Below are 12,513 nucleotides of genomic sequence, written 5' to 3' on the forward strand. Positions count from 1 at the left end.
GGACGGTCATGTCGAACTTCCTTCGCGGGCCGGCCCGGCCGGCAGCAGGCGGGCGGCGCAGACCAGGGCCGCCGCGAGGGCCAGGAGCGCCGCCACGAGGGCCGTCTCCGGCCCGCTCGCCGTCCAGACGGCGCCGAAGGCGACGGTGGCGCCGAGCCGGGCGAGCGCCTGCGCGGTCTGGACGGCCGCGAGGCCGCCGGCCTGCCGTCCTTCGGTGAGGAACGGTCCGGTGAGGGCCATCAGGACGCCGTCGGTGGCGGCGTAGAAGATCCCGAGCAGGGCGAGGACGCCCACGAGGGCCGCCGCGCCGGGCACGGGGACGAGGAGCAGTCCGTAGGCGAGGAGCAGGGCCCCGTGCCCGTACAGGAGGGGCCGGCGGCGCCCGACGCGGTCGGCGAGGCGGCCCGCCGGGACGGCGAGCAGCAGATAGACGGCGGCCGCTCCGAGCGGCAGGAACGGGAACCAGGTGGCGTCGAGGTCGAGGCGCCGCTGGAGCAGCAGGTAGAGGAAGGAGTCGCCGACGGTGGCGGCGCCGAGGAGGGCGGCGCAGAGCACGATCCGGCGGTACGCGGGTGAGCGCGGTACCGCGAGGAGGCCGCCACGCGCGCGTGGCGCCGCCGGTGCCTTCGGCCGCGCGTCACGGTCGTCCCGCGGCCGGGCGGGGTCCCGCGGCCCGTCGAGGTCCCGCGGTCGGCCGGGGCCCTGCTGCCCGCCGGGGCCCTGCTGCCCGCCGGAGTCGAGCGGCTCACCGGGGTTCCGCAGCCGGCCCGGGTCCCTCGGTCGCCCCGGGACGAGGAGCAGCCAGACCAGCACGCCGAACGCGCCGACGCAGAAGCTGACGGCGAAGACCGTCTCGTACGTCTCGGCGGTCGCCCACAGCAGGGCGAAGGCGGCGAGGGGCCCGAGGAGGGCGCCGGTGGTGTCCATGGCACGGTGGGTGCCGAAGGCCCGGCCGAGGTCCTCGGGCGGGCTGTGCAGGGTGATGAGCGCGTCGCGGGGCGCGGTGCGGACGCCCTTGCCGAGCCGGTCGACGGCGAGGGCTCCGGCGATCCAGCCGGTCGCCCCGCCGGCGAGGAGGAGGCCGAGCCGGGAGCAGGCGGAGAGGGCGTAGCCGAGGCCGCCGACCTGTTTGTGGCGGCCGCCCCGGTCGGCGCCGACGCCGCCGAGGAGCCGTACGAGCGCGGTGGCGCCGGTGGTGAGGCCGTCGAGGAGGCCGAACTGGAGCGGGGAGAGGCCGAGTCCGAGCACCAGGTACAGCGGCAGGACGGCGGTCACCATCTCCGAGGAGACGTCGGTGACGAGGCTGACCGTGCCGAGGACGAGGACGGTGCCGGGGACGCGCCGCCGGGCCCCGGCGGGGCGGGGCGGCGCGTCGCGGCGACCGGTGGTCGCGAGGTACATCAGTGGCAGGTGTAGGTCGGGCCGGAGTCCTTGACCTGGTCGTCGGTGCCGACGTACTGCCAGGTGTAGGTGGTGTCGGTGAGGTCCAGCTTCAGGACGCCGTACGTTCCGCTGATCCGCTTCTGGCTGTTGGGCTGGACCGTCTCGATGTCGTAGGGCTCGGCGCCGCCCATGCCGCCGACGATCTCGACGATGCCGTCGGCGGTGGCCCGTCCGCTCGGGTCCTGCGGGGCGAAGCGCTCGTAGTGGTGGTCGTGTCCGTTGAGGACGAGGTCCGCCCTGGCCCCGTAGAGGATCTGCCAGACGGGCTTGGAGACGGGGTCGTTGCCGTGGCCGCCGGAGGAGTACAGCGGGTGGTGGAAGTAGGCGGCGATGCAGCCCTTGGTGTTCCGCGCGAGGTCGTCCTTGAGCCACTGGATCTGCGCGGCGTCGTCGAAGGTGTTGGAGTCGAGGGCGACGAAGTGCCAGTTGCCCTGGTCGTAGCTGTAGTAGGGCTTGCCCTGGGGGTAGGCGATCGCGCCGAAGTACGACTTGTAGCCGGAGAACGCGCCGGCCGGGTCGTAGGACTCGTGGTTGCCGGGCACGGGCCGGGTCTGCGCCTTGAAGACGCCCCAGGTCTTGTCGTAGTAGTTCCGGAAGTCCGACAGACGGGCGTCGTCGTACTGGTTGTCACCCATCGTCAGGTAGAAGGACGGCGCGATCCGCTGGGCCAGCGCGGCGGTCTTCGGGTGGGCGCAGGAGCTGCTGGAGGCGGTGCACTGGGCGGCGATGTCGCCGGCCGCGACGACGGTGAAGGCGCCGGTGGGCGGGGGCGTGGTGGGAGTGGGGGTGGGGGTGGGGGTGGTGGGGGTGGTGCCGTAGGCCTCCACCGTGTAGAGCGAGTAGCCGTACGAGGTGCCGCGCGCGGTCCCGTAGACGCGCAGGTAGCGGCCGGTGCCGGTGAGCCCGGTCCAGTCGTCCGTGCCGCCGTTGCCCGCGGTCTCGGTGGCGAGGCGGGTCCAGGTGGTGCCGTCGGCGGAGATCTCGACGCGGTAGGCCTTGGCGTAGGCGGCCTCCCAGACGAGCTTGACGCGGGAGACGGTGGCCGAGGGGCCGAGGTCGACCTTGATCCATTGCGGGTCGACGCCCTCGGTGCTGGCCCAGCGGGTGGTGGAGACGCCGTCGAAGGCCTTCTCCGGGCCGAAGGTGGAGTCCTCGACGGAGGAGGAGGTGGCCGGCCTGCTCTGGGAGATCAGGGTGTCGGCGGCGGCTCCCGCCCGGTCCGGGAGGGCGAGCAGGAGCCCGCCGACGAGCAGCAGCACGGCGGCGAGGACGAGGGGCAGTCGGTCGGTGGTGCGGCGGGGCGGGGCGGAGGCGAACGGGCGCATACCTGGGCTCCCTGGCCTGGGGGTCGGCGAGAGCTGGACACCGGTGCGGGGCACCACGGACCGGCCGCGGGCGCGGGCCGGGGCGCCCGTGCCGTGGGGACGGACACGGGCGGCCGGCCGGGTGGCGGTGCGGCGCCCCACGGCGGGGTGGTGCCCGGCGGCCGGGTCAGAGCTCTCGCTGAGCGCGTCACGCCCCTCGGACGGGGCGCCGCGCCAAGCCGCTGCCGGGGAGAATAGCGGATAGTAAGGTTTCCTACCAGACTCCCGGTTCCCCCTCCCCCGGCCGGATTTCAGGGGCTCGACCGGCCTTCGGCCCGGGCCTCGGAGGACCCCCGAGGACTTCGGCCCGGAGCGGGGAGGGCCCTCAGAGACTGATGTGGTACGCCTTGCGGAGGGTCTCGTGCACGGTCCAGGTCGTCCGGTCGCCCTCCCGCAGCACGCACGCGTCGCCGGGACCGATCTCCAGGGTGTCGCCGCCCTCGACGGCGACGGTCGCCCGTCCGGAGACCACCACGAAGAGCTCGTTGGCCTCGGTGTCGGTGACGACGCCGGGCGTGATCTGCCAGATGCCGCGCAGCTGCTTGCCGTCGGCCGACTCCCACAGCACCTTGCCCGTCACCTCGGGCGTGCCGGAGACGATCTGGCCGGGGTCGAGGGGCTCGGCCTCGAGCTCCGCGTCGGGGATGTGCACGGCGAAGGAGGGCAGGTCATGAGTCGTCATGGGCGGTGACTGTAGCCGGGCCCCGGAGGCCCTCCAAGGCCGGGATCACATGGAAGGGAAGCCTCCGTTTCAACCCCCACCAGGGGTGATGCCGGGAACGAGAAAGGCGACGAAATCCGCACCGGGCCTCCGTCGCAGCGCCCCAGGGTGTCGCGGCCGTCGCCGCCGCTTCCGTCCGGCGCTCCGTCACGGATTCCGCAGGTGCTCGCCCGGGTGTGGCAGGAGGTCGCCGGCGAGGTTTGCGGGGCCGGTGAGCGCGCCAAGGAATCACCCATGCCCACACAGGTGTCCGAAGAGGTACGGGAAGCGCTCCACGAGGGCCGGCCCGTCGTCGCGCTGGAATCGACGCTCATCGCCCACGGCCTGCCGCGCCCGCGCAACTTCGCCGTGGCGGTGGAGCTGGAGGAGTCCGTACGGGCCGGAGGCGCCGTCCCCGCCACGATCGCGGTCATCGACGGCACGGCCAGGATCGGCCTCGACCGGCCGGCCCTGACCCGCATCGCCGAGGACCCGTCGGTGCGGAAGCTGGGACACCGTGACCTGGCGCCCGCCCTGGCGACCGGGGCGACGGGGGCGACGACGGTCTCGGCGACGGCCCGGCTGGCGGACGCGGCCGGCGTACGGGTGTTCGCGACGGGCGGGCTCGGCGGCGTGCACCGCGAGTGGAGCGCGACACAGGACGAATCCGCCGACCTGCGTCTGCTCGCCCGGGTCGGGATCACCGTGGTGTGCGCCGGCGTCAAGTCGATCCTCGACGTGCCCGCGACGCTCCAGCGCCTGGAGACGCTGGGGGTGACGGTCGTCGGCTACGGCACGGACCGCTTCCCCGGCTTCTACCTCTCCTCCTCGGGCGAGCCCGTCGACTGGACCCTGCGCACCCCGGAGGAGGTGGCGGGGGTGATGCGGGCGCAGGACGGGCTCGACGGCCCGCGAGCCGCGCTCGTGGTGGCCAACCCGGTGCCGCAGGCCGAGCAGTTGGACCCCGCCCTGCACGACCGGGTGCTCGCGCGGGGCCTGGCGGCGGCGAAGGAGAAGGGGATCACCGGGCAGGCGGTGACGCCGTTCCTCCTCGCATACCTGATGGTGCACACGGAAGGAGCGTCCCTGGAGGCCAACCTCGCGGCGGTGCGCGGCAACGTGCGGCTCGCCGCGAGCATCGCGGGGGCGTACGCGACCGGCGCCGACGGCCGGTGACCCGGGCCGGAGGCGCGCTGCTGGTCGTCGGGGACGTGGTCACGGACGTCGTCGCCCGGCACCGGACCCCGCTCGCTCCCGCCACGGACACGGCGGCGGAGATCCGGACCCTGCCGGGCGGTGCCGGGGCCAACGCCGCCTGTTGGGCGGTACGTTCGGGGTGGGGCGACGTGCGGCTGCTCGGCCGGGTGGGGACGGACGCGGCCGGCTGGCACGAGCGTGCGCTGCGCGGGGCGGGCGTGCGCCCCCTGCTCGTCCCGGACGCGGACGCGGCGACGGCCACCGTGATCGCGCTGGTGGACGGTTCGTCGGAGCGCACCTTCCTGACGGACAGCGGCGCCGCGCTGCGCCTCTCCCCCGCCGACTGGTCCGCGGGGCTGCTCGACGGCGTGGCCCGGCTGCACCTCTCGGGGTACCTGTTCTTCGCCGCGCCGAGCCGCGAGACGGCCCGGCGGGCGCTGCGGGACGCACGGGACGCGGGGGTCCCGGTGAGCGTGGACCCGGCCTCGGCGGGGTTCCTGGCGGAGCTGGGAGCGGACCGCTTCCTCGCGGCGGCGGAGGGCGCCGAGACCCTGCTGCCCAACGCGGACGAGGCCCGGTCGCTCACCGGGTGCGGCGAACCGGAGGCGGCGGCAGCGGAGTTGAGCCGTCGTTTCCCGCTGGTCGTGGTCACCCTCGGGGCGGCGGGCGCGCTGGTCGCCGAGGGCGGCACGGTCACCGCGCGGGTGGCGGCGCCACCGGTGCGGCCCGTGGACTCGACGGGCGCGGGCGACGCGTTCGCCGGGGCGTTCCTGGCCGCACGGCTCAGGGGCGCGGCCCCGGTGCGGGCCGCGGAGGCGGGCTGCCGCGCGGGCGCGGAGGCGGTCACCACCGTGGGCGGCAGACCCTCGGAGGGCCCGGTCACCGACTGACGGCGGGACGGTCGCCGAGGCACCGGGCTACCGGGCTACCGGGCTGCCGGGCTACCGGGCTACCGGGCTGCCGGGCTGCCGGGCTGCCGGGCTGCCGGGCTGCCGGGCTGCCGGGCTGCCGGGCTGCCGGGACCCGGACTCGCCGCTGGAGCCGGGCGTTACGGCCTGAGTCCCGTCCAGGCCGGGTGGCGCGGGTCGTCCGCCCGCACGACGACGTCCGCCGCCTCGGTGGGACCGACCTCCGTCTCGTACCGGGCGAAAGCGGGCAGGGTCCAGGACTCCTCCGTGCGCCGGGCGAGGGCGGCGGGCGAGAGGCGCAGGTGCACGGCGAGGTCGAAGGGGAACCAGTGGCCGAGCAGGAAGGGCCCGTGCAGCACGAGCACCCCGCGCGGCGGCAGCGTGACGTACGGGCTGCGGGTCGCGCGGTCCGTGGCCGGGTCCCACAGATCCGGCAGCACGCGCCCGCTGCCACCGGGCTCCAGCGGGCCGAAGACCTCCCGCCACAGGGCCCCGGTGTCGGTCCACCCGCTGTAGTACGCGTCGGGGTCCTGCTTGCCGTACTCGTACCGCAGGGACGCGGGCCGCAGGAAGCCACCGGTCCCCACGACGTGGACCGCTCGCCCGCGCGTGCGCAGGGCCTCGGCGAGGAGCCCGGCGAACTCGTCCCCGGGCGCGGCGGGCGGCCCGTCGACGCCCACCTTGAGCCAGGCGTCGCCCGCGGCGGCGGGTGACGTGTCGAGGTGGCGGGCGAGTCCCTCCGCCAGCCGGTCCCAGGTGATCGCCTCGTATCGCATCCCGCTCATCCTGCCCGTCGCTCCCCCTGACGTGTACCGGCCGACGCCCCGGCCTTACGGTGACCTGGCCGCGCGACCGCACGGCACCCGCGGAGGAGAGGAACCGTTCCCCCATGAGCCTGCGTCAGGAAGCACTGCCCTACGAGACCACGGAGGCGACGACGCCCTTCGGCCTCGGACTGCACCACGTGCAGCTCTCCCTGCCGCCGGGCGAGGAGGAGGCGTGCCGTCGATTCTACGTGGACGTCCTCGGCATGACCGAGATCCGCAAGCCCCCGGTCCTCGCGGCGCGCGGCGGGCTGTGGGTGCGTTCGGACGCGCTGGAGATCCATCTGGGCGTCGAGGAGGACTTCCGGCCGGCCCGCAAGGGACACCCGGGCATCCTGGTCGCCGACCTCGACGGCCTGGCCGAGCGGCTGACCGCCCGGGGCGTCGAGGTGACCTGGGACGACAACTTCCCGGGCCACCGTCGCTTCTACGTCGCCGACTGCCACGAGAACCGGCTGGAGTTCCTCTGCCCCGAGCGCTGAGCCGGCCCGAGCGCCGGGTCGGTTCGAAGACCGGTCCGGCCGGAGCACCGAGCCGGGCTTGACCCTGTCACTGGCGTCAGGGTCCGACCATCGGATCCATGGACACCACCCCACCCACCAGGGTCGTCGTCGTCACCGGCGCGGGCACCGGCATCGGCCGGGCCACCGCGCGCTCCTTCGCCGCGCAGGGGGCGACGGTCGTCGCCGTCGGCCGCCGTGAGGAGCCGTTGCGGGAGACCGCCGAGGGACACCCGGGCATCCGCCCGTTCGCCGCCGACGTCACGGCGGAGGGCGCGGCCGAGGAGATCGTCCGCGCCGCGCTGACGGACCACGGCCGGCTCGACGTCCTCGTCAACAACGCCGGGATCTCCGCCGGCGGCCCCCTCGGGACCCTCGACCGTTCCGTGATCGCCCCGCTCCTGGAGACGAACCTCGTCGCCCCGGTCCTGCTCGCCCAGGCGGCCGTCCCCGCGCTCCGGGAGTCCCGGGGCGTCGTGGTGAACGTGACGACGACGATCGGCCAGCGCGGCTGGCCCGCCGGCTCCGTCTATCCGGCGACCAAGAGCGCCCTGGAGACCCTCACCCGCTGCTGGGCGCTGGAACTCGCGCCGGCCGGCGTCCGGGTCGTGGCGGTCGCGCCCGGTGCGATCGAGACCCCGATCGCGGACCACATGGGCCTCACCCCGGAGCAGCGGAAGGCCGTGCGGGACCGGCAGCTGGCGCACACCCCGCTGGGGCGGATCGGACGACCGGAGGAGGTCGCCTGGGCGATCACGGCGCTCGCCGCTCCGGACGCCGCCTTCCTGACCGGCACCGTCCTGCCCGTCGACGGGGGCGCGCTGGTCTCGTGATACGACTGCGCGGGGAGGTGGCGCCCTTGCGCATCGGTGAACTGGCCCGGCGGACCGGGGTGTCGGCCCGCGCGCTGCGGCACTACGAGCAGGCGGGGCTGATCACGTCGGCCCGCGCGGCCAACGGGTACCGGGTGTACGAGGAGGTCGCCGTCACCCGGGTGTCGAACATCCGGTACCTGCTGGACGCGGGGTTCACGCTGGACGACGTCTCCGCGTTCCGCACCTGCCTGGACGGGGACGTGTCCGCGGCTCCGCCGTCCGCCCGCGCCCTGGAGATCGCCCGCGAGCGCCTCGCCGTGATCGACGCGCGCATCGCGGCGCAGACCGCCGCCCGCGACCGCCTGGCGAAGGCGCTGGCCGCCCGGTCCTGAGCCGGGGCCTCGCCGCACGGGACCGGACTCCGGCCCGGCCCGGCACTGCACCGCCCGGCCTGGCTCGGCACGACACCGCCCGGCCCGACACCGCTCAGTCCGGCCCGACACCGCCCGGCCCGGTCCGACACCGCTCAGCCCGGCCCGGTCCGAGCCCAGGGCCCACCGCACGGGCCTGTGCGGCCGTCCCGTGCTCAGCCCCGCGCGGCCACCGGCGCCGGCCGTTCGAGCACCGCGCGGCCCGACTCCACCGCCTCGCCGAGCGTCAGCTCGCCCGCGGCGAGGGCCCTGCAGGTCGCCGTGTCGGTCCGCAGCCGGGCGTCGGGCGCGTCCGCTCCTCCGTCCCCGTAGGCCACGCTGCCGTCGGCCCCGAGGCGTACGTGGAACTCGCCCTCGTCGAGGGTCACTTGGACGACCCCGGTACCGAGTTCCGTCAGCGCGCCGAGGAGCGGGATCGCGTACCAGTGCGCACGGACGGCGTCGGTGGGGCGCGGCTCGCCGAGTTCGGGCGCGCCCCAGGCGGCGAGGGTGCGCAGGACGGGCAGCAGGTCGCGTCCGCGCGGGGTGAGTTCGTACACGTGCGCCGGGGCGGGCGGGGGCAGTCGGCGCCGGATGACGAGTTCGGCGCCCTCCATGTCCTTGAGGCGGCCGGCGAGCACGTCGGTGCTGACGCCGGGCAGGTCGGCGTGGAGGTCGGTGTAGCGGCGCGGCCCGGCGAGGAGTTCGCGGACGACGAGCAGGGTCCAGCGGTCGCCGACGAGGTCGAGGGCGCGCGCGGCGGCGCAGTGCTGGTCATAGCTGCGGCGGCGTGGCTGACGTGGCATGCGACGCAGTCTAGACATGTTGTTGGACTTTCCAAGCTCGAACTTGGTAAAACCAAGCAACAACACTTCTGGGGAGGTCGGCGCATGGAGTTCCGGCAGTCGAGCAAGCTGAGCGAGGTCTGCTACGAGATCCGCGGCCCGGTCATCGAGCAGGCCAATGCCCTGGAGGAGGCGGGCCACAGCGTCCTGCGCCTCAACACCGGCAACCCCGCGCTCTTCGGTTTCGAGGCGCCCGAGGAGATCGTCCAGGACATGATCCGGATGCTCCCCAAGGCCCACGGCTACACCGACTCGCGCGGCATCCTGTCCGCCCGCCGCGCCGTCGCCCAGCGCTGCCAGTCCATGGGACTGACCGGGGTCGACGTCGACGACGTCTACCTCGGCAACGGCGTCTCCGAACTCATCTCGATGGCCACCCAGGCTCTCCTGGAGGACGGCGACGAGGTCCTGATCCCGGCCCCCGACTACCCCCTGTGGACGGCCGTCACGACCCTCGCGGGCGGCAAGCCCGTGCACTACCTCTGCGACGAGTCGGCCGACTGGTACCCGGACCTCGACGACATGGCGTCGAAGATCACCGACCGCACCCGGGCCGTCGTCGTCATCAACCCCAACAACCCCACCGGCGCGGTCTATCCGAAGGAGGTCCTCGACGGCGTCCTCGACCTCGCCCGCCGCCACAACCTCATGGTGCTCGCCGACGAGATCTACGACCAGATCGTCTACGACGAGGCCGTCCACCACCCGATCGCCTCCCTCGCCCCCGACCTGGTCGTCCTCACCTTCGGCGGCCTCTCCAAGACCTACCGGGTGGCGGGCTTCCGCTCCGGCTGGCTGGTCGTCACCGGCCCGAAGCAGCACGCCAGGAACTACCTGGAGGGCCTCACGATGCTGGCCTCCATGCGGCTCTGCCCCAACGCCCCCGCCCAGTACGCCATCCAGGCCGCGCTCGGCGGCCGGCAGTCGATCCACGAGCTGTGCGCCCCGGGCGGCCGGCTGCGCGAACAGCGCGACCGGGCCTGGGAGAAGCTCAACGAGATCCCGGGCGTCTCCTGCGTGAAGCCGAAGGGCGCGCTGTACGCCTTCCCCCGCCTCGATCCCGCCGTGCACAAGATCCACGACGACGAGAGGTTCGTCCTCGACCTGCTGCTGCGGGAGAAGATCCAGGTCGTGCAGGGCACCGGCTTCAACTGGCCGCGCCCGGACCACTTCCGCATCCTGACCCTGCCGTACGCCGACGACCTCGACGCCGCCGTCAGCCGCATCGGCCGATTCCTGAGCGGCTACCGGCAGTGACGTCGGGCCCCTCGTGCTGTCATGATCTACGGGTCTGAACGCCGAGGGAAACGGGAGGGCGGCCGGTCATGGATGCGGCGCTGATAGCCGTGGCGGGAACCCTGTTGGGCGTCGTCTTCACCCACTGGTTCCAGGGGAGGGCCACCGAGCGCACGGCCGCCCTCGCCCGCACCGAACAGCTCCGGCAGGAGCGGATCGCGACCTACAGCGCCTTCGCGGGCGCCGTCGTCGACTACCGGCACAGTCAGAACGACCGCTGGTTCCGGGCGCTCCGGCAGCCCGGCTCGCAGGAGGCGGAAAATTCCCGGCACGCCTCCTACCGGCAGCGCACCGCCGCCCGACAGGCCCTCTTCCGCGTCCAGTTGGTGTGTGACGACCCGCGGGTCCGGCGCCTCGCCGAAGAGGCCTTCGTGGAATCCCACTGCATTCACGAGGCCGACGACGAGGCGGAACGCGCCCGCCGCTCGGAACAGGCGAAAGAGGCGCTCGCCGTGTTCATCGCCGCCGCCGGGCCCAGCCTCCGCTGACCGGGGACCGGCCGTGGACCTCGTCGCCCCCGTCGTCGTCGAACCGCTCCGCCGGCGCCGCTGCTCGGAATGCCACCGGGGGCCGCTGGACCGGATGATCGTCGAGTTCAACGCGCCGGTCTGTCTGGACTGCGCCGACCTCGGCCATCTGGTCTTCCTGCGCCGGGGCGACACGGCGCTCACCCGCCGTGCCCGGGAGGCCAGCACGCTCTGGGCCGTGGTCGTACGGCACAACCGGCGCCGCACGCGGTACGAGCGTCAGGGCCTGCTCGTCGAGGAGGCCGCCCTCGCGGAGGCGGAACGGGCCTGCCTGGAGGACGCCGAGGCGCGGGCCGCGCGGCGGGCCCGGGACGCGGTGCGGCGCGCGGCCGTCGACGCCGGGATCACCGCGGCGCTCCTGGCGGAGATCCTGCGGCTCTTCCCGTCCTGCCCGGCGGACCGGGCCACGGAGATCGCCGTCCACGCCTCGGCGAAGGGCAGCGGACGGGTGGGGCGCACGGCCGCGGGCCGCTCCCTCGACCGCGGCGCGGTCACCGCCGCGGTACGAGCCTCCGTACGGCACGTCGACACGCCGTACGACTCCCTGCTGATGCAGGGGGTCCCCCGGCACCAGGCCCGGACGAGGGTCGCTCCCGCGATCGAGGCGGTGCTCCGGACCTGGCGCCAGGACGGCGGGACCACGAGCGGCCGGGAACGCGGCTGACGGCTCGGGCGTCAGCCGCGTCGGCCGGCCCTCGGAGAACCGACCTCAGACCCGGTCGCCGGCGTGGCGGCCTCGGCGGTACAGCAGGGCACCGCCGAGGAGCAGTGCGGCGCTCACGGAACCGGCGTAGCCCATGGCGTCCGAACCCGTGGCGGCCAGCGAGGCCGTGCTCGTCTCGCCCTGCGGCGCGGGGGCCGGGGCGGGCGTCACGGTCTCGGCCCGCGGCCCCGGCACGTTCCGCACGGGGGTCTGGGGGCGCGGCGTCGGCGTCTCGATCGGCTGCTGGGGCTTGGCCGGCCCGTTCACCGCGGTGTTGCCGATGGCCGGGTTGAGCAGGCCGACCACGTTGACCGAGTTGCCGCTGACGTTCACGGGCAGGTCGACGGGCAGCTGGATGCCGTTTCCGGAGAGCACGCCGGGGGACCCCTGGGCGTGGGTCTCGGCGGTGGAGCCGCCGCCGTTGGAGGCGCCGCCGTGGGAGCCGGTCCAGGAGCCCCCGTGGGAGGAGCCGCCGGCCTGCTCGCCGCCGCGCGGGGTGGCGGGCATGTCCTTGTGGGAGCCTCCGCCCTTCTCGTCCCCGTAGCCCCCGGTCTCGCGGTCGGCGGAGCGGTTGGCGCAGCTGTTGCCCGCGGCCGGGTTGAGTAGTCCGACGACGTTGACCGTGTTGCCGCAGACGTTGACCGGCACGTGCACCGGCAGCTGGATCGTGTTGCCGGAACCGACTCCCGGCGAACCGATCGCGGCGCCCTCGGCGCCGGCTTCGGCGTGCGCGGCGCCCGCCGAGAGGGCGAGCGCTCCGCCCGTGACCAACAGCGTGGCCAGACCACTTCGGCGAATCTGCCTCATGGCTTCCTGCCTTCCGGATGTGTGCACGGGCAAGTGCCCGTACCGGAATCAACGCGACAAACGCGTGTGCCGGATCCGGCCGTTGACGGGTTTCACTCCATCGAGTGGGACTCCGTTCGAGTGTCGGGTCAACACCCTTCGACGTTCTTCACCCCCTGCCGAGCCTCTTCGACG

14 protein-coding genes are annotated in these 12,513 nt (G+C 74.5%); 8 read left to right on the forward strand and 6 right to left on the reverse strand.

The annotated features are described in order from the left end of the window. Nucleotides 1-6: 6 nt before the first annotated feature. From IE180_RS13085 to IE180_RS13095, 3 genes are all read right to left on the reverse strand, one after another. Nucleotides 7-1,401, reverse strand: coding sequence for an MFS transporter (locus IE180_RS13085; protein WP_190157024.1), 1,395 nt, complete (start codon nt 1,399-1,401; stop codon nt 7-9). Then, nucleotides 1,401-2,768: a discoidin domain-containing protein gene (locus tag IE180_RS37170; protein WP_190157025.1), complete on the reverse strand. Its 1,368-nt coding sequence runs from the start codon at nt 2,766-2,768 to the stop codon at nt 1,401-1,403. Before IE180_RS37170 ends, IE180_RS13085 begins: the two co-directional genes overlap by 1 nt. A gap of 364 nt (nt 2,769-3,132) precedes the next feature. Continuing rightward, the gene (locus IE180_RS13095; protein WP_093876650.1) at nt 3,133-3,489 is read right to left on the reverse strand and encodes a cupin domain-containing protein; all 357 of its coding nucleotides are present in this window, start codon (nt 3,487-3,489) and stop codon (nt 3,133-3,135) included. 273 nt (nt 3,490-3,762) lie between these two features. Here IE180_RS13095 and IE180_RS13100 point away from each other — a divergent pair, with 273 nt between their 5' ends. Further along, complete coding sequence (locus IE180_RS13100; protein WP_190157026.1) at nt 3,763-4,683, forward strand: pseudouridine-5'-phosphate glycosidase; 921 nt, start codon at nt 3,763-3,765, stop codon at nt 4,681-4,683. Beyond that, on the forward strand, nt 4,680-5,594 hold the full coding sequence (locus IE180_RS13105) for a carbohydrate kinase family protein (protein WP_190157027.1): 915 nt from the start codon (nt 4,680-4,682) through the stop codon (nt 5,592-5,594). Before IE180_RS13100 ends, IE180_RS13105 begins: the two co-directional genes overlap by 4 nt. Before the next feature lie 158 nt (nt 5,595-5,752). Here IE180_RS13105 and IE180_RS13110 read toward each other — a convergent pair whose 3' ends face one another. Beyond that, nucleotides 5,753-6,388 (reverse strand): nucleoside/nucleotide kinase family protein, encoded by a 636-nt coding sequence (locus tag IE180_RS13110; RefSeq protein WP_190157369.1) that lies wholly within the window; start codon nt 6,386-6,388, stop codon nt 5,753-5,755. Nucleotides 6,389-6,501: 113 nt separating this feature from the next. Here IE180_RS13110 and IE180_RS13115 point away from each other — a divergent pair, with 113 nt between their 5' ends. The 3 genes from IE180_RS13115 (at nt 6,502) to IE180_RS13125 (ending at nt 8,143) form a co-directional block, all read left to right on the forward strand. After that, nucleotides 6,502-6,918, forward strand: a complete 417-nt coding sequence (locus tag IE180_RS13115) for a VOC family protein (protein ID WP_190157028.1) — start codon at nt 6,502-6,504, stop codon at nt 6,916-6,918. A gap of 98 nt (nt 6,919-7,016) precedes the next feature. Next, a complete protein-coding gene (locus tag IE180_RS13120; RefSeq protein WP_190157029.1) occupies nt 7,017-7,769 on the forward strand; it encodes an SDR family NAD(P)-dependent oxidoreductase in 753 nt (250 codons plus the stop codon). 26 nt (nt 7,770-7,795) lie between these two features. Further along, the gene (locus tag IE180_RS13125) at nt 7,796-8,143 is read left to right on the forward strand and encodes a MerR family transcriptional regulator (protein ID WP_190157030.1); all 348 of its coding nucleotides are present in this window, start codon (nt 7,796-7,798) and stop codon (nt 8,141-8,143) included. A 194-nt stretch (nt 8,144-8,337) separates the two neighbouring features. On the opposite strand, the gene IE180_RS13130 is transcribed toward IE180_RS13125, so the two are convergent. Then, nucleotides 8,338-8,967, reverse strand: coding sequence for a winged helix-turn-helix transcriptional regulator (locus IE180_RS13130; RefSeq protein ID WP_190157031.1), 630 nt, complete (start codon nt 8,965-8,967; stop codon nt 8,338-8,340). A gap of 84 nt (nt 8,968-9,051) precedes the next feature. On the opposite strand from IE180_RS13130, the gene IE180_RS13135 reads away from it, so the two are divergent. The 3 genes from IE180_RS13135 (at nt 9,052) to IE180_RS13145 (ending at nt 11,493) form a co-directional block, all read left to right on the forward strand. Beyond that, a complete protein-coding gene (locus IE180_RS13135) occupies nt 9,052-10,263 on the forward strand; it encodes a pyridoxal phosphate-dependent aminotransferase (RefSeq protein WP_190157032.1) in 1,212 nt (403 codons plus the stop codon). A gap of 68 nt (nt 10,264-10,331) precedes the next feature. Next, on the forward strand, nt 10,332-10,790 hold the full coding sequence (kilB, locus tag IE180_RS13140; RefSeq protein ID WP_190157033.1) for a plasmid transfer protein KilB: 459 nt from the start codon (nt 10,332-10,334) through the stop codon (nt 10,788-10,790). A gap of 13 nt (nt 10,791-10,803) precedes the next feature. Continuing rightward, nucleotides 10,804-11,493 carry a DUF2293 domain-containing protein gene (locus IE180_RS13145; RefSeq protein ID WP_190157034.1) on the forward strand — a complete coding sequence of 230 codons (690 nt, stop codon included), beginning with the start codon at nt 10,804-10,806 and terminating at the stop codon, nt 11,491-11,493. 45 nt (nt 11,494-11,538) lie between these two features. Here IE180_RS13145 and IE180_RS37355 read toward each other — a convergent pair whose 3' ends face one another. After that, nucleotides 11,539-12,339, reverse strand: a complete 801-nt coding sequence (locus IE180_RS37355; RefSeq protein ID WP_190157035.1) for a chaplin — start codon at nt 12,337-12,339, stop codon at nt 11,539-11,541. Between the last annotated feature and the right edge of the window lie 174 nt (nt 12,340-12,513).

It is taken from the genome of Streptomyces litmocidini (assembly GCF_014649755.1).
Taxonomy (GTDB): Bacteria; Actinomycetota; Actinomycetes; order Streptomycetales; family Streptomycetaceae; genus Streptomyces; species Streptomyces litmocidini.